20 protein-coding genes are annotated in these 16,049 nt (G+C 68.1%); 5 read left to right on the top strand and 15 right to left on the bottom strand.

Annotated features, from left to right (window positions below; genetic code table 11):
• Nucleotides 1-2: 2 nt before the first annotated feature.
• Together AC3ERS_RS07990 and AC3ERS_RS07985 are read right to left on the bottom strand one after the other, a co-directional pair.
• The gene (locus tag AC3ERS_RS07990) at nt 3-1,607 is read right to left on the bottom strand and encodes an MFS transporter (protein ID WP_431965033.1); all 1,605 of its coding nucleotides are present in this window, start codon (nt 1,605-1,607) and stop codon (nt 3-5) included.
• 40 nt (nt 1,608-1,647) lie between these two features.
• Nucleotides 1,648-2,274, bottom strand: coding sequence for a hypothetical protein (locus AC3ERS_RS07985; protein ID WP_431965031.1), 627 nt, complete (start codon nt 2,272-2,274; stop codon nt 1,648-1,650).
• A 129-nt stretch (nt 2,275-2,403) separates the two neighbouring features.
• Here AC3ERS_RS07985 and AC3ERS_RS07980 point away from each other — a divergent pair, with 129 nt between their 5' ends.
• Entirely contained in the window at nt 2,404-2,982 is a 579-nt protein-coding gene (locus tag AC3ERS_RS07980) for a TetR/AcrR family transcriptional regulator (RefSeq protein WP_431965029.1), read from the top strand.
• Between the two features lie 11 nt (nt 2,983-2,993).
• Here the strand turns inward: AC3ERS_RS07980 and AC3ERS_RS07975 are convergent, their stop codons facing one another.
• From AC3ERS_RS07975 to rpmB, 6 genes are all read right to left on the bottom strand, one after another.
• Nucleotides 2,994-3,986: an AvrD family protein gene (locus tag AC3ERS_RS07975; RefSeq protein WP_431965027.1), complete on the bottom strand. Its 993-nt coding sequence runs from the start codon at nt 3,984-3,986 to the stop codon at nt 2,994-2,996.
• A gap of 39 nt (nt 3,987-4,025) precedes the next feature.
• On the bottom strand, nt 4,026-4,994 hold the full coding sequence (locus AC3ERS_RS07970; protein WP_431965395.1) for a beta-ketoacyl-ACP synthase 3: 969 nt from the start codon (nt 4,992-4,994) through the stop codon (nt 4,026-4,028).
• Nucleotides 4,995-5,437: 443 nt separating this feature from the next.
• A complete protein-coding gene (gene rpsR / locus AC3ERS_RS07965; protein ID WP_011211513.1) occupies nt 5,438-5,692 on the bottom strand; it encodes a 30S ribosomal protein S18 in 255 nt (84 codons plus the stop codon).
• 32 nt (nt 5,693-5,724) lie between these two features.
• On the bottom strand, nt 5,725-6,030 hold the full coding sequence (gene rpsN / locus AC3ERS_RS07960) for a 30S ribosomal protein S14 (protein ID WP_431965025.1): 306 nt from the start codon (nt 6,028-6,030) through the stop codon (nt 5,725-5,727).
• 1 nt (nt 6,031) lies between these two features.
• Entirely contained in the window at nt 6,032-6,202 is a 171-nt protein-coding gene (gene rpmG / locus AC3ERS_RS07955) for a 50S ribosomal protein L33 (RefSeq protein ID WP_067784286.1), read from the bottom strand.
• Between the two features lie 9 nt (nt 6,203-6,211).
• Entirely contained in the window at nt 6,212-6,448 is a 237-nt protein-coding gene (gene rpmB / locus AC3ERS_RS07950; protein WP_431965022.1) for a 50S ribosomal protein L28, read from the bottom strand.
• A gap of 141 nt (nt 6,449-6,589) precedes the next feature.
• Here rpmB and mrf point away from each other — a divergent pair, with 141 nt between their 5' ends.
• Genes mrf through rpmF form a run of 3 tightly spaced genes read left to right on the top strand, consistent with a single transcriptional unit; the run spans nt 6,590 to nt 8,350 of the window.
• On the top strand, nt 6,590-7,912 hold the full coding sequence (gene mrf / locus AC3ERS_RS07945; RefSeq protein WP_431965020.1) for a ribosome hibernation factor-recruiting GTPase MRF: 1,323 nt from the start codon (nt 6,590-6,592) through the stop codon (nt 7,910-7,912).
• A complete protein-coding gene (locus tag AC3ERS_RS07940) occupies nt 7,909-8,175 on the top strand; it encodes a type B 50S ribosomal protein L31 (RefSeq protein ID WP_431965018.1) in 267 nt (88 codons plus the stop codon). The genes mrf and AC3ERS_RS07940 overlap by 4 nt, the downstream gene beginning before the upstream one ends.
• A gap of 1 nt (nt 8,176) precedes the next feature.
• On the top strand, nt 8,177-8,350 hold the full coding sequence (gene rpmF / locus AC3ERS_RS07935) for a 50S ribosomal protein L32 (protein ID WP_431965016.1): 174 nt from the start codon (nt 8,177-8,179) through the stop codon (nt 8,348-8,350).
• 98 nt (nt 8,351-8,448) lie between these two features.
• Here rpmF and AC3ERS_RS07930 read toward each other — a convergent pair whose 3' ends face one another.
• The 7 genes from AC3ERS_RS07930 to AC3ERS_RS07900 form a co-directional block, all read right to left on the bottom strand.
• Nucleotides 8,449-8,670 (bottom strand): hypothetical protein, encoded by a 222-nt coding sequence (locus AC3ERS_RS07930; protein ID WP_431965014.1) that lies wholly within the window; start codon nt 8,668-8,670, stop codon nt 8,449-8,451.
• 429 nt (nt 8,671-9,099) lie between these two features.
• Nucleotides 9,100-10,140: a DUF1906 domain-containing protein gene (locus AC3ERS_RS07925; protein WP_431965012.1), complete on the bottom strand. Its 1,041-nt coding sequence runs from the start codon at nt 10,138-10,140 to the stop codon at nt 9,100-9,102.
• A gap of 41 nt (nt 10,141-10,181) precedes the next feature.
• Nucleotides 10,182-10,943 carry an MHYT domain-containing protein gene (locus AC3ERS_RS07920; RefSeq protein ID WP_431965010.1) on the bottom strand — a complete coding sequence of 254 codons (762 nt, stop codon included), beginning with the start codon at nt 10,941-10,943 and terminating at the stop codon, nt 10,182-10,184.
• An 11-nt stretch (nt 10,944-10,954) separates the two neighbouring features.
• Nucleotides 10,955-11,539, bottom strand: a complete 585-nt coding sequence (locus AC3ERS_RS07915) for a GTP-binding protein (protein ID WP_357452060.1) — start codon at nt 11,537-11,539, stop codon at nt 10,955-10,957.
• Nucleotides 11,540-11,564: 25 nt separating this feature from the next.
• The gene (locus AC3ERS_RS07910) at nt 11,565-11,939 is read right to left on the bottom strand and encodes a DUF742 domain-containing protein (RefSeq protein ID WP_357452063.1); all 375 of its coding nucleotides are present in this window, start codon (nt 11,937-11,939) and stop codon (nt 11,565-11,567) included.
• An 8-nt stretch (nt 11,940-11,947) separates the two neighbouring features.
• Nucleotides 11,948-12,358, bottom strand: coding sequence for a roadblock/LC7 domain-containing protein (locus AC3ERS_RS07905; RefSeq protein ID WP_431965007.1), 411 nt, complete (start codon nt 12,356-12,358; stop codon nt 11,948-11,950).
• Nucleotides 12,355-15,003: a sensor histidine kinase gene (locus tag AC3ERS_RS07900; protein ID WP_431965005.1), complete on the bottom strand. Its 2,649-nt coding sequence runs from the start codon at nt 15,001-15,003 to the stop codon at nt 12,355-12,357. The genes AC3ERS_RS07905 and AC3ERS_RS07900 overlap by 4 nt, the downstream gene beginning before the upstream one ends.
• A 356-nt stretch (nt 15,004-15,359) precedes the next feature.
• On the opposite strand from AC3ERS_RS07900, the gene AC3ERS_RS07895 reads away from it, so the two are divergent.
• Entirely contained in the window at nt 15,360-16,046 is a 687-nt protein-coding gene (locus AC3ERS_RS07895; RefSeq protein ID WP_431965003.1) for a response regulator transcription factor, read from the top strand.
• The last annotated feature ends 3 nt before the right edge of the window (nt 16,047-16,049 follow it).

Raw genomic sequence — 16,049 nt, 5'->3', positions numbered from 1 at the left:
GGTCAGGCCACCGGCGCGGGCTCGGTGGCGCCTTCGGTGGGCACGCCGGGGGTGGCCAGCGCGGCCTCGTCCAGATCGCGGCTGCGCAGCGTGAAGAAGGCGATCGCGCCGGAGATCGCCGCGAGTACGGCGGCGAGCACCATGGCGTTCTCCAAGCCGCTGACGAACGCGGATTCCGCTGCGGCGCGGACCGATTCGGCGACCGACTCGGGCACTTGGGCCGCGACGAGGGCGGGGCCGCCCGCCGCCACCGCGTCGCCCGCCTCGGCGGCCTTGTCGGCGAAGACCGTGCGCGCGGTCTCGGACTCGGTGAAGGCGCTACCGACCCGGTTCTGGAAGAACGCGCCGACCGCGGCGATGCCGATCGCCAGACCGGCCTGCTGGAAGGTCTCGTTCACACCCGAGGCCATGCCCGCCTTGTCCGGGGTCGTCACCGCGATGGAGAACGCGGCGCGCGGCGGGTTGAACACGCCCATGCCGAGGCCGATCAGCACCATGCCGGGGATCAGCGCGGTCCACGAGGAGCCGGGCTCGACGAGCAGCACCGCGAACAGACCTGCGGCGATGAGCAGCTGCGAGGCGCCGACCAGGATCGCGGGCGGCAGCTTGGCGACCATGCTGCCCGCGATCGCGGCGGCGACGAACAGCAGCAGCGTCAGCGGCAGGAAGCGGACGCCGCTGGCGAAGGCCGAGTAGCCGAGCAGGTTCTGCACGTAAGAGATGAGCAGGAACAGACCGGGCATCACCGAGAGCGCGCACAGCGCGGTCACCACGGACAGACCGTTGAAGGTGCGGTTGCGGAACAGGGTGAGGTCGAACATCGCGTGGGTCGGCCGGGAGATCTGCAGCCAGGTGAAGACGACGAGCAGCACCAGCGCGAGCACGAAGCAGCCGATGATCCGGGCGCTGGTCCAGCCGTCCTGCTCGCCACGCATGAAGCCGAGCACCAGGAAGAACAGGCCGGCGGAGAAGGTCACCATGCCCGGCCAGTCCACGGGCGGCGGGGTGTCGCTGCGGGATTCGCGCATCTTCAGGTAGCCGACGGCGAGTGCGGCGATGGTCACCGGCACGTTGATCAGGAAGATCCAGCGCCAGCCCGCGGTTTCGGTGAGCCCGCCGCCGATCAGCGGGCCGAACGCGATCGCCAGACCCGCGACGCCGCCGAACACGCCGAAGGCCATGCCGCGGTCCTTACCGCGGAACTCGTGGCCGAGCAGCGCCGGGCCGACCGCGAAGAGGATCGCACCGCCGAGACCCTGCACGAGGCGGGCGACGATCAGCACGAAATCGTTCGGCGCGAGTCCGCACGCCAGCGACGACAGCACGAAGATCACCAGGCCCGCGTCGAAGACCTTCTTGCGGCCGATGCGGTCGGCCAGCGAGCCCGCCGCGAGCAGCACCGCGGCGAGGCCGAGGGCGTAGGCGTCGAGGATCCACTGCAGCGCGGAGAAGCTGGAATCGAAGGCCGCCCTGATGTCGGGTAGCGCGACGTTGACGACGGTGAGGTCGAGCATCAGCATGAACGTGGCCAGTGCGACGACGACCAGGGTCCAGATCGCACTGTCCGATCGCTGTGGTGTCTTGGTCAAGGCGCCTGCGGATGCCATGGGTATTCCCCTCCAGGTGGTATGCGGCGACGGCTGTTGTTTACGCGGCTTGCAACGCTGCGGAGACCGCGTCGGGCACCGGCATCAGCTGCGGTAGCTGATACATGCCGGCCACCCGGGTGACGATTTCTTCGATGGACCCCCCGATCACCAGATACGGGACGGTCCCTTCATACAGGGTGTCGAGCAGGAGTCGATCGATGGTGGTGCGGTATCGGTCATCGCCTTCGGTGGCCGATTTGCGGTCCATCTTGAGATGGACGAACCCGTCGTAGGTGACGTTGGCCCGCCGCGTCACGATCCCGCCGTGCGCCAGCAGGTACCGCTTCTCGAAGATGCGATAGGGCAGGTCGCGCGGGTTCCACAGCCAATGCCGGAGCCTGCGGGTCCGCCGCAGCGCCTCGGCCGCCACCCATTCCTGGAGCACCGAACCGTCGGAGACGAAACCCGAGGTGAGCCGAGCTTCGGAATCCACGCGCTGTTCGAAGCCGCGCACCGCGGCGTCGACCGTCGGCGCCAGCCTGCGGTCGGCCCCCGGGGTGGCCAGGTGGGTGGAGATGGCCGCGTAGTCCAGGCCGGTGGCCAGCGCGAGTGCGGTACAAACGGTGGTCTTACCCGTTCGCGGTGCGCCGGTCACGGCCAGTCGTAGCGCGGGTGCATCCTTCATCGGGCGTCCTTGTATTGCGGGTGCCCGCACTCTCGCGTATCCCCTTGTGGGCAAGCGGAATACGCGAACGCGGAATGCGGTTTCACCGGGTTCATCGAAAATCTAGTAATCAAGTGATAACTTGTCAACATGAGGCCCAGACTGAGCGCGGCCGAGCGCCGCGAGATGATTCTCGAGGCCGCGGGGCGGGCGTTCTCGCGGGGTGGCTACGCGGGCACGAGCACCGACGTCGTCGCGCTGGAGGCCGGGGTGTCGCAGCCGTACGTGGTGCGCATGTTCGGCACCAAGGCCGACCTGTTCCAGGAGGTCTTCGACCGGGCCGTCACCGCCCTGCTCACCGCGTTCACCGCCGAACTGGAGGATCCGGAGGTGGCCGCCTCGCCCGAGGTCTGGGATCGGCTGGGCGGGGTGTATACCCGGCTGGTCGAGGATCGGGACGTGCTGGTGGTTCTGTTGCAGGGGTTCAGCGCGGCCGCCGGTCATCCGCAGATCGCCGCCGCCGCACGGCGTTTCGTCTCCGCGTTGTACACCCTGCTGGTCGAGCGCACGGGTTGCGGTCCCGAGCGGGCACGGGAATTCATCGCCAACGGCATGCTGCTCAACGCGCTGCTGGCGATGAACGCCACCGAACACGCCGACGACCCCGCGCTGGCCGCGCTCGCGCAATGCGCGCTCGGCCAGGACTGCGGGCTCGACGACGTTCCGTGACCAGGGCATGCCTAGTCGGGCAGCTGGTGGGCCAGCAGGCAGAACCCGGTGACGCCCTGGAACTCCTTGATCAGTAGATCCGCGCTGCGCCAGCGCTGGCCGCCGCGGTCGATGGTCGAGGTGCGGCGGATCTCCACGGTGCCGTCGAAGGGTTCGGCGGCGGAGCGGCGCGGCCCCTCGGTGACGAACTCGAGCTTGCGCATCCACAGGGTGTTGCTGCTGCTCCGGTCCAGTCCGTCCATCTCGTAGAGCAGGATCTGGGAGAGCTGCGCCGCGCCGACGATGGCGTCGATCGGCGAGACCGAGTTCCAGTAGACCGATTCGGCGCCGACGTAACCGCCCTCGACGCCGGTGTTCACCCGCTGCCTGCCGGTGATACGGGAGGCGGACTCGTCGACGGTCAGGTCCGTCGCGGTCAGGGTATGGTCCTTCACGCCGTTCAGGTAGAAGTGCGGCGCCGGTCCGTAGATGTCGCTGAGCTGCGCGATGTGGTCGACGCCCGGCACGTCGAGCGTGCCGGAACCGGCCGGATGCACCATGGTCAGCGTGCCGGTCAGATTGCCGACCCGGAATTTGAAGGCGGTCTCGATCTCGTCGGCGTCGTCCGCGGCGGTGGTGGTGGTGACCTCCGCTTCGACCGGGATGCGCTCGAGGTCCTCGTGCGGTGCTGCGCCCGCGCGCACGGCGGCCTGGCGCACCCACATCCGTGAGGATTCGGCGGGGCTGAGATCGCGAGCGTGGGTGATCGCGGCGTCGCATAGGGATGCGGCTAGCATGACCGTGTCGACGCTGCTGACGTGCGGCACGAGCTCGCGGTGCTTCTTGGTCGACCATGCGGCCGGGTAGCTCAGCCGCGCGGTACCGGAGTGCTTGGCGCCGAGCTGGGTGGATCGGCGGATCTGGAGATCGGTCAGTTCCGGGCTGACCTTTTTGTAACCCTCACCGAAGTATCGATCGGACCGGGGTCCGAGGGGCTCGTCGTAGCTGGAAAAAGAAACGGTCATGGCAGAGCAACTTTCGAAGAGCGATCGCGAAATTCGGTTTCAGGCAACCTGGGGCAGGTCGAAAACCTGTCCCGCATACGACAGGCCGGCGCCGAAAGAAACCTGCAGAGCAAGTTGTCCCGGCTTTGCCCGGCCCGAAGACACCAGGTCATCGATCGCCAACGGAAGAGCGGCGGCGGAAGTGTTTCCGGCCCGTCGGATGTCGTCTGCGATCACTACCGATTCGTCCTGCCAGCCGAGTTTGCGAACAACCCCGTCGATGATTCGCAAATTCGCCTGATGCGGGATGAATACCTCGACGTCGGCGAGCGTGATGCCACCGGCGTGTGCGATGTCGGAAACTATCTTGGGCACCGCGCCGGTCGCCCAGCGGAATACTTCGGTGCCTTCCATGTGCAGGAAGGGCGTGGCCGTCGTGGTCGGTGCGGCGCGCAACTCCTCCCAGCTCGGTTCCTGCCTGATCAGGCGGGACTGGGTGCCGTCGCTGCCCCACACGGTGCGCCTGATGTGCCCGGATTCGGTGCGGCCGACGATCGCGGCGCCCGCGCCGTCGCCGAAGATGGGAGCCACCGACCGATTGCTGGGATCGATGACGTGGCTGAGCTTTTCGGAGCCGATGACCAAAATGTTGTCGGCCTGGCCCGCATTGACGAGCGCGGCGGCCTGGCCGATGCCGTGCGCGTAGCCGGAGCAGCCCGCCGAAATGTCGAAGGCGGCGGGTCCGGCACAGCCGAGTTCGGCGGCGACGATGGCCGCGGCGGCCGGAGTCTGGTTGAGATGGGTCGAGGTCGCGAGCATCACGACGTCGATCTGGCTAGCGGACATTGCGGCGGCGTCGAGCGCTTTTTGAGCGGCCGATGCGGCCATCGAAATTACTGTTTCGTGATCCCCCGCGAATCTACGTTCGGTAATTCCGGTCCGCGAAGATATCCACTCTTCGTCGACACCCAATTCTGGGGCCAGGTCGGAATTGGAAACAATTCGATCGGGCCGGTATGATCCGATCATTAAAACTCCGGCAGGTAATGCCGTCATACTTCCCACCCCCGAGAGGTGAACGCGTCAATTCTGTATGAATGAATGTATCACTCGGCCAGATTTCGCGAGTGAGATCACATTGCTATAACGCCTGTATAACAGGCACCTGTGACGAAGGTCACGTTTTTTCATAGACTATTGACATGGCTCGATTACCGGCCATCGCCCGGCCCGTTGCCGAGCGCTTGCCATTAATTAACTACTTATTGGTAATCGAGTGATTTACCCTCGATGAAGTGATCGGCGTGCGAGTTGAGGCCCGTTGATGCCGGTTCGCTCGATCGATAACTGTGGATTGTCCGTCGTGTGGCCTCGGGGGGCTCGTCGGACCACGACCGGCGGATACGACAACGGCGGGGGCCCGGGTGCGTCACACACCCGAGCCCCCGCCGTCGAGGCTGGAAGGGCTCGCGCTACCGGCTGGTGAACGGCAGCAGGGCCATCTCGCGGGCGTTCTTCACCGCGACGGCGACCTGGCGCTGCTGCTGCGGGGTGAGCCCGGTGACACGCCTGCTGCGGATCTTGCCGCGATCGGAGATGAACGTGCGCAGCAGGTTCACGTCCTTGTAGTCCACCGTTTCGATCCCCGCGGCGATCAGCGGGTTCTTCTTGGGGCGGCGGGCCTGTTCCGCGCGGACCTTCTTCGACGGTGCTCGCTTGACTGCCATATCAGGGATTCCTTCTACGGGATCGGTGGTTCTTACCAGCTCGATTTGTGCACACCGGGAAGCTCTCCCCGGTGGGCCATCTCGCGCACACGCACACGGGAGAGACCGAACTTCCGGAGGTGGCCGCGCGGACGTCCGTCCGCAGCGTCCCGGTTGCGTAATCGTACCGGACTGGCATCGCGGGGCAGTCGCTGCAGTGCCGCCTGCGCGGCGGCCCGGTCGGCCTCCGATGTGGCCGGTCCGCGGACGAGTTCCTTCAGCTCGGCGCGGCGGGCGGCGTACCGGGCGACGACGGCTTTGCGCTGCTCGTTGCGGGCGATCTTCGACTTCTTCGCCACGTCAGCGCTCCTCGCGGAAGTCGACGTGCTTGCGCACCACCGGGTCGTACTTCTTCAGCACCATGCGGTCCGGATCGTTGCGCCGGTTCTTGCGGGTGACGTAGGTGTAGCCGGTGCCCGCCGTGGACTTCAGCTTGACGATCGGCCGGATGTCGGTGGATTTCGAGGCCATGGCAGCTCCTCAGATCTTCTCGCCGCGCGCCCGGATGCGAGCGACGACCGCCTCGATCCCGTCCCGGTCGATGGTCTTGATGCCCTTGGTCGAGACGTTCAGCGTGATGCGGCGGTCCTCGCTGGGCAGGTAGTAGGTCTTGCGCTGGATGTTGGGGTTCCAGCGGCGGCTGGTCCGCTTGTGTGAGTGCGACACGGACTTGCCGAATCCGGGCTTGCGCCCGGTGATCTGGCAGTGGGCCGACATGGGGCTTCCTCCATTCGGGGATGGCGGCCGGCGGAGCCGGCGGGGCAGATCGGGGAAGTTGACAATCATTTTCGACAACGGCTGCTCGACACTGTAGCGTTGGGCAACGGCAAATGAAAATCGTTATCGAAAGGGGTTTCGGTGGTAGTGCCTGATCCCGCCCTGCTCCCACCCGGGCCAGACGGCCGGACGCCGGTGGTGCTGGTCGCCGGCCTGCCGGGACGCGCCGCGGCGGGCGTGGACCGTGTCGCCGCCGCGCTGCTCGGCGGGGACGGCGTCGTGGTCGTGCGCCACGAGCTGAGCGAGCTGCGCGAGGGCATCGTGCGCCGCACGGTCGGCACCGCGACGGACACCAGGACCACCGTGCTCGAACTGGCGCACGGCTGCGTCTCCTGCACGCTGCGCGCCGATCTGCTTCCGCTGCTGTGCACGCTGGCCGCGCGAGAATCGGTGCGGCGCATCGTGCTCGCGCTCGATCCGGCCTTCGAGGCCGAGGCGGTGTGCCGCGCCATCGACGATGTCGTGGTGACCGGGGTCGTCGGCCGGGTGGACGGACCCGCCGGGCGGGACGTGCGCGTCGAGGCGGTGCTGGCCTGCCTGGACAGCACGCAGTGGCTGGCCGACGCCACCGGTGACGAGACCCTCGCCGAGCGTGGCCTCGCCGCCGCGGACGACGACCGCACCGTCGCGCAGCTTGCCGTCGGCCAGGTCGACTTCGCCGACGCGGTGGTGGCCATCGGCCCCGCGCTCGACGCCATGGAACAGGCCAGGCTCGCCGCCGTGCTGACCCGCCTGGTTCCGGACGCGCCCGTCGCCTGGATCGACGACCTGGACGTCCTCGCCGCCGCGGACGTCGCCGCCTTGCTCGGGCGAATCCCGGCAGGGGCGCGCCGTGGGCGGACCTTGGACGCGCACGCGCCGCTGCTGCGCGGGCAGCCGCCGCTGGTGGCCGAGCACGGCGTCACCCTCATCGAGTTCGCGGCGAGCAGGCCCTTTCACCCCGGCAGGTTGCACGACGCCCTCGACGTGCTTTTCGAGGGCGTGGTGACGGCGCGCGGCAGGATCTGGCTGGCCACCCAGCCCGACGAGGTGGTGTGGCTGGAGTCCGCGGGCGGCGGGCTGCGCGTCGGCGGCGCGGGCCGCTGGCTGGCCGCGATGGGCGAGGACGACGTGGCGCGGGCGGATCCGGACCGGCGGGCGCTCGCGGCGTTGCGCTGGGACGACCGCTTCGGTGACCGGGACGTCTCGCTGGTGATCCTCGCGCACGACGCCGATCCCGCCGAGATCCGCCAAGCGCTGCACTGGGCGCTGGTCGAGGACGACGAGCTGCGGCTGGTCGAGCGGGCGCCCGAGCGGGTCGCGCTGTGGGACGACCCCTTCGGCGACTGGCATGCCGACCCGTGCGAGGACGGGCTGGTCGACGAGATCGCGCAGACCGAGAGTCGGAGAGGAGAAGGAAAGTGAAGACAGGTATTCACCCGGACTATCACCCGGTGGTGTTCGAGGACTCGAGCACCGGCAAGCGGTTCCTCACCAGGTCCACCGCCACCAGCGCGCGGACCGTCGAGTGGGCGGACGGCAAGGCGTACCCGCTGCTTGTGGTCGACGTGACCGCCGACTCGCACCCGTTCTGGACCGGCGCGCACCGCGTGCTGGACACCCAGGGCCGGGTCGAGAAGTTCGAGCGCAAGTACGGCAGGCGCGTGCGCGCCGGACGGGAGGCCTGAGATGGCGGTGCCCAAGCGGAGGATGTCGCGGTCCAACACCCGCAGCCGTCGCGCCCAGTGGAAGGCGACACCACCGGCTCTGGTGCCGGTGACCGTCGGCGGCGTGGTCCATCAGGTGCCGCGCAGGCTGGTGCAGGCCGTGCGCCGCGGACTGGTCGACCTGGATCGGCTCTGAACGTGCGCCGTCGCCGACGGCGAGCGAGACAAACGCGTCGGGCCCTGCGGTGTGATCCGCCGGGCCCGACGCGTTGTCGTGTTGCCGCCGAGGCGAACTCAGCCTTCCTTGCCCGCCAGGTCGGCGAGCGCCGCGGCCAACCGGAAGTACTTGTTGGTGCCGAGGTCGGCGATGGTCTTGATCTTCAGCGCCTCGAGCACCTTGTCGTGCTCCGGGGTGAGGCCGGCCAGGGCCGAGGGCGGAGCGGACATGATCTCCGCGAGCGACTTGTTCTCGTAGGCCTTGTCGAGCGACTTGTCGAGCACCACATTGACGGTCATGCGAACTCCTTCGAGTCGAACCTGATGTGCCGCGATCGAACGCAGGCCCGACCGCGTCGTGCCTGGCGACCATAGCCAGCACCACGCTCCGGCGGGTGCGGAACGCGCCGCCCGTTCGCCGGAGTCGCGGCAGAACCCGGTGGTGTCGCGATCGTTATGCGGCGGCAACCGTCTGGCTACCAATGTGGCGTGCATCACATGGCGTTATTTCCGAATTATCGCGTGCGACAAGGTAACTGAGCCGTGGAATACATACTTGGAGTTGGTTTTTCGGGGTATTAAAAGTCTCCGTGCAGTGATGATTTCGTGCTCACACACCGGTACCCTCATCCGAGAGGGCGGGTTCTTCCGGTTCTTGGAAGAACCCGCTCATCGCCAATTTCGGCCATTCCCTCTCGTAAACCGTTCTCGCCGAGGATGTTCGGCGAGCTAGAGTTTGCCGTTTCGTGCGACCGGCTCCGCGTCCGAATGTCCCGGCAATCCAGGCAAATCCGGCAGCAGCGACTCCAGTCGCGCCAGCTGCGCGCCGATCAATTCCGCCGGGCCCTCGATCAAGGAGAACGGCCACGGCCAGCGATGCTCGTCCAGCCGCCGCACCTCCTCCACCAGATCGGCGGTCGTGGCCTCCAGTTCACTGATCTCCGTGCGCAATTCGCCGACCTGGGTGTGCAGCGCCGCGTTGTCGCCCTGCAGCTCGTCGATACGGCGTTGCATCTCCTCGATGCGGCTCAGCGCCGCGGCGAGCCCGTCGACCAGCGTCAGGTGCTTGCCGTCGGCGTCGGTGCCCAGCTGCGGCCACCCGGCGAGGCCGGGGCCGCGCAACTGGGTCTGGATGTCGCGCAGCACCGCATCCTGCTCCGGCGTCATGTCCGGTTCCTCCTGTACGAAATCCCATTGGCCGAAATCCACTGTCTCGGCCACGTTCACATCGCAGAGCACGTCGTTGACCCGGACCTGACGCAGTGTCTGGTGAATGTTGCGCCGGGTCTCCACGTTGCCGCCCGACCACGCGTCCGTCTGCCAGACCCACATCGCGCTGCCGGCGTCCAGCGCCCGGCTCACCGACCAATACCCGCCGTAGATCCCGACATTCGCGCCGCCGAGCACTGTCGCCGCCCCGTCCAGATACGCGTTGATCGACACCTGGTCCTGCGGGGTGGCGTCGAAATCCGCCGAGAAGTAGATGGGCCGGTCGGAACGGCCGCCACAGCGCAGCACTTGCGCGAGGCCCGCCCGCGCGTCCACGAGGCCCGCGTTGTAGCCGTCCAGCATGCGCGCCGCGGTGGTCTCCCAGTTGGAGACGATGGAAATACCGTGCGCCCGAAGATCATCGGCCTCGGCGGGCGTCAGCAGCTTGCCGGGCAGGCTCGGGCCGCCCGGCGTCAGATAGCGCACCACGAAGTCGAAACCGGCCGCCCGGATGGCGGCGCCCCCCGGACGTCCACCGGAATAGTCCAGGCCGAACCGCATGTGTCCCACTGTAAGACGTCGGCGGCGCGGTTGGCCGGGGTTCAGTGCATCAGCTCGGGCTGCCGAGACGGCAGCGCGGCAGGCGTCCGCCGGTCCGGAGCGACCAGCACAGCGGTGATCGGCACGGCCAGCGACAGCATGCCGATGACGAACATCGGAACCAGGAAGGAGAACAAGTCCTCACCGGCCGGAAGGGCGGCGCGCGGGTCGATCCGCACCTCCAGGCCGGCCATCCGCAGATAGTGCATCCCGACGACAGCGCACCCGAACAGCGCGGAGGCGCCGATCACCGCGGACGTCGGCCACGAGCGGAGCACGAACCACAGTGTGGCGAGCGAGATCACGATGCCGAGCGCGCCCGCCGCGAGCACCTGCCACAGCCCGAACTCGAGCTCGCCGCGCACCTGCACGGCGCTCATCCCCAGGGCCAGCATCAGGCTCGTGCCGAGGCCCATCAGCAGACCGCCGCCGAGCAGGCGGGGCAGCTGCAGCGTCCGCCCGGCGAGCACCAGCCCGCCGAAGACCGCGAGCACGGCGAGCACCGCCGCTCCCGTGAGCCGGGCGACGTCGTAGCGGATCATGGTGTCGCCCGAGGGCGTGACACCGAGCATCGTCACGAAAATCGCCAGCCAGGTACCGATTCCGCCGATCGAGACCGCGGCCGAGGCCAGCCAGACCATGCGGAACTTGGACGTCACCGATTTGGTCGACTGACGGATGCAGATCATTCCGATCAGCGCGCCCGCCATGGCCACCAGGATCGACAGGCCCAGCACCCAATAACCCATGGAGAAGTAGGACAAAACAGCGACCCTTACACCTGTCCGACGGGCTGCTCGTGCTGCTGTGCGGCGAGCCGCTGGATCGCGTATTCGGTGACCGCGGCGAGGGATTGGCGCACTTCCATGGCGTTGCGCGCGTCGATGTCGACGATCGGAACCCCGGACCGCACCGAGAGCGCCTCGCGCAGCTCGCCCACCGGGAACCGCGGGGCATCCGGAAAACGGTTGACCGCCACCAGGAATGGCAGGCCGCGCGCCTCGAAGAAGTCGACGGCCGCGAAGCTGTCCTCGATGCGGCGGGTGTCGACGAGCACCACCGCGCCGATCGCGCCGCGAATCAAGTCGTCCCACATGAACCAGAACCGGCGCTGGCCCGGCGTGCCGAACAGGTACAGCGTCAGGTTCCCCGGCAGCACGATGCGGCCGAAATCCATGGCGACCGTGGTGGTCTCCTTGCCCGGCGTGGCGGCAAGGTCGTCGATGCCGTCGGAGAAGCCGGTCACCATCGCCTCGGTGCGCAGCGGGACGATCTCCGACACCGCGCCGACGAAGGTGGTCTTGCCAGCGCCGAAACCCCCTGCGACAACGATTTTCGTCGACGCGGTGCGATTGTCCATGGGTGCCGAACCGTACGGCTGGGAGTTATAGGGCGCGGAGTCCACGCAAAGTCCTCTCCATCAAAGACCGGCGCTCGTCGTAGCTCGCCTGGTCGCTCAGGGTCCAATGCACGCGTAGCGTCCCGGCGACGACGAGATCGCCGATCACGACCCGGACCAGTCCGAGCGGCCGTTGTAGCTGGGCCGATATCTCGGCCACCGAGAGGCGTGCGGTGCCGAGCCGCACGATATCGGTGCGGATATCGCCGACCGGCCATTCGAAATGGGCAGTGTAGGAGATGGTCTCGATGACCGCCTCCAGGGGAAGGTCGACCGCGGGTTCGGTACGCCCCGAGGTCAGGGCATAGGGACGAACGCGGGTGGGTGGTGTGCCCGGCCCCCCGCCGGATGGGGTAGACATCGCACGCTCTATACGGCCGTCCGGGCGGTGGCCTGGACCACCGAACCGACACGATCGACGAGCAGCGCCATCTCATAACCGATCCGGCCGATGTCGTGCGTCTTGTTGGCGAGCACAGCCAAGTGCGATCCGTTGCCGACGGTCATCACAAGCAGGTAGCCGCGCTGCATGTCGACGATCGACTGCATCACCTTGCCGCCGTTGAACAACTGCGCGGCGCCTGCGGACAGGCTCGCCAGACCCGCGGTGACCGCCGCCAGCTGCTCGGCGCGGTCCGAGGGCAGGTGCGGGCTGGTCGCCTGCAGCAGGCCGTCGGCCGACACCAGCACCGCGTGGGTGACACCCGGCACGTCCCGCGTGAAGCGGGTGACCAGCCAGTTCAGATTCTCGTCTGTGGTGTTGCCTGGTTTGTCGGTCATGCAAGCCCTCCGTCGTTGTACTGGGCGTCGGCCCGCCCGCTGCGGACCCCGCTGAGATGCCTGGTCAAGCTATTGCGGATCTCGTCAGGATTCCGCGTGTTGGATTCGTTGGCCGGCGCCAGACCGCCCGGGACCAGCTGCGCTCCCGGCTGCCGGATGGGCAGGCCGCCGGAGGTGCGGCCGGAGTTGGTCGGGTTGCTCGCCTCCGCGGCGGCGGCCCAGCCGACGTCGGCGGGGGAAGTCCAACTGTTGCCGTCGTCCTCGGCATTGGCCGAAGCGGGTTCGACCAACCACTCCGAGACCATGCGCTGGTAGATGGGCGTCGGGGACTCCGGGTTCACCGGTCGCAGCCCGGTGACCGTGGCCTGCGCGGCGTTCGCGAGCGCCGCGGGCTCGGGCACCTCGTAGGTGGCCGTCTCGGCCCACACATCGACGTGCACGGGTTCCTCGGGCGCGGGCGCGGGCACCGGTGCGGGCGCGGGCAGCGCGAGCGGCTCCACGGAGCGGGGCGCGCCGTTCTCGTTGCGCATCCGCATCGGCAGCGGGCCGCCGCGACCCGGATCGGTGGTCTCGGCATCGATCACCGGCGTCGCGCGATCGGCCGGAGTGGCCACCCGGATCGCCGGGCGGCGCTGCGGCAGGCCGGTGCCGCTCATCTCGAACGACGAGGTGTGCTCGGGCAGCGCCAGGCTCGGCACCGGCACCAGCATCCGCGGCGGCGCCACGGTGGGTTCGGGCGAACTCTCCTGCGGCATCGGCGCGGTGAGCTGCGGAGCCTTGTCGCTGATCGGCACCGGCGAGACCAGGGTGCCCGGCAGGTGCACGCTCGCCGTGATACCGGGCTGCTGTGCCATCGCCGAGGTGCGGCGCAGGTTGACCGTGATGTTGTGCCGCTTGGCGAGTCGGCCGACCACGAAAAGACCCATGCGGCGTGCGGTTTCGACGGTGACCTCACCACCGGAGGCGAGGTGCTCGTTGACCGTCTGCAGGTCCTCGGCCGACATGCCGAGACCGCGGTCGATGATCTCGATCAGGTAGCCGCCGTCCACCGCGCGCGCAACCGAGACCGCCACCGGGGTGGTGGGCGGCGAGTAGCGCAGCGCGTTGTCGATGAGCTCGGCCAGCAGGTGCTCGACGTCGACGGCGGGCTCACCGGGCACGATGCCGTCGGGCGCGCTGCCGATCTCGACGCGCTGGTAGTCCTCGACCTGGGAGACCGCGCTCCACAGCATGTCCGACAGCGGCACCGGCGGCAGGTGGCCGCGGCGCAGCGCGGTGCCCGCGAGCACCAGCAGGTTGTCGCCGTTGCGGCGCATGCGGGTGGCGAGGTGGTCGAGGCGGAACAGGCTCTGCAGGCGCTCGGAGTCGTCCTCGTCGTGCTCGAGCTCCTCGATCAGCGTCAGCTGCTGCTCGACGAGCGACTGGCTGCGGCGCGAGAGGGTCTCGAACATGCTGCCGATCTGGAGGCGCAGACGCGCCTGCTCGGCGGCGAGATGGAGCGCGGCGTTGTGGATGTCGTCGACGGCGCGGGCCAGCTGGCCGATCTCCTCGGTGGTGTGCACGTCGACGCGGGTCGGCTCCGGCGTGGCGTTGCCGGAACGCACGACCTCGAGCTCGTTGGGCAGGTCGACGTGCGCGACCTGGAGTGCGCCGTGCCGCAGGCGGCGAATCGGGACGACGAGCGAGCGGGCGACCGCGAGCGCGAGGGCGAGACCGGCCAGCAGTGTCGCGACCACGATCGCGATATCGCGCAACACGATGCCGCGGACTTCGGCGGTCCGGTCGGCCAGTCGCGCGTCGATGGTGTCGACCAGGTTCAGGGTGGTCTGGTCGTAGGCGGTGGCACTGGTGCGCAGCGAATCGATGACCGGCTGGCTGCCCGCTGGGTCGCCCAGGTTCTGGCTGAAGGCGCCGAGCCGGACGTTCACCGCGTCGATCAGCACGCTGGCGTTGAGCGCCGAAGACGGCTGCAGCTGGGCGAACTGGCTCAGCAACACCAGCTCACCACCCGCGGTGATCAAGACGGTGGGGCGTACGGCCGGGTTGCGGTCCGCGCCGGGCGAACCGATCAGCAGGTACTGCTGGGTGTGCAGCCTGCGCGCGTTGGTGGTCACACCGAGCTGCAGGAAGTACCGCTGAATGGTGATCTCTTCCAGCGACGTCGAACGCGCGATCGCGTTGCCGATGCGGGCTGCGACCTCGTCGGCCTGCTGGCCGATCGCCACCGGCGAGCTGTTGCGCAGGCCGTTGCGCATCGCGCGGCCCGCGGTGAGCGCCGCGTCGAGCTCGTTGACGACGTCGGCCGGCGCGCCCGTCGAACGTAGCGAGGTCTGGAGATCCGCGGCCGCCTGGTCGAACCGGCCCGCGATGCGGTCCAGGTCGGCGTCGGTGGTGTGGTCCTCCCACGTGGTCGCCGTGGTGACGGCGAGTTGTTCGGTGGCCGAGGCGAAACCGAGCATCGGCCGGATGATCCTGGCCTGGTCGGTCGCCGCGTCGAGGTCGCCGATCGTGTTCAACTCGTCGTTGATTCGCAAAACCGCGAACGTCGAGGCGAGCACCACCGGCAGCAGTAGCACGATCCCGACCTTGCGGGTGACGGACCAGTTCGACAGCCTGAATTGCCGGGAACGCGGTGCTGCATCCATCCGCTTCCGTCGCCTCCACTCCGCGCGGTTTCCCCGGATGGCTAGTGGCTGTTTCACATAAGTATGGGACCAACCCGCTGATGAACCAACTCGAGGTCTTGTTTTTACCGCTGGGAACATACCGTGCTGGCTGTGTAACGGCAATCTGGGGCACTCGACTTGATATTCCTCTAATATGGCTGAGCAGAACAAGTTTCGGTACTGAAGTGAGACTCGCGACGACCGGAATCCGCGCGCGCCGATGAAAGCCCCAGGTCATCGGTGGTGCTCTGGCGTGTCGTCCCTCCAGCGCTGTTCGCGGCGTGTCGGGCATCCCCTCTCAGTTGGCTCTCAGTCGATGCGGTCAAACTGGTGGCATGCGCATTCTGGTAGTCGACGACGATCGCGCCGTCCGGGAATCGCTGCGTCGGTCGCTGACCTTCAACGGCTACTCGGTCGATCTCGCGGTGGATGGTGTGGACGCCCTGGAGAAAGCCACCGTCCAACGTCCGGACGCACTCGTGCTGGACGTGATGATGCCGAGATTGGACGGGCTCGAAGTTTGCCGACGGCTGCGCAGCACCGGTGATGATCTTCCGATTCTGGTTTTGACGGCCCGCGATTCGGTTTCCGAAAGGGTTGCCGGACTCGATGCCGGAGCCGACGATTATCTGCCGAAGCCATTCGCTCTCGAGGAATTGCTCGCCCGGTTGCGCGCGCTGCTGCGGCGCCGCGCGCCCGAACAAGGCGACACCTCCGAAGCGATGCTCTTCGCGGACCTGTCCCTGGATCCGGTGACCCGCGAGGTCGCCCGCGGCGCCCGCTCGATCAGCCTGACCCGCACCGAGTTCTCGCTGCTGGAAATGCTGATGGCCAACCCGCGCCGCGTGCTCACCCGCAGCCGCATCCTCGAAGAGGTGTGGGGCTACGACTTCCCGACCTCGGGCAACGCGCTCGAGGTCTACATCGGCTACCTGCGCCGCAAGACCGAGGCCGAGGGCGAGCCGCGGCTCATCCACACCGTGCGCGGCGTCGGTTACGTGCTGCGCGAAACTCCGCCGTAGGTC

Source organism: Nocardia sp. bgisy134 (assembly GCF_057708325.1).
This window is presented reverse-complemented; position numbering and strand designations above follow the sequence as displayed.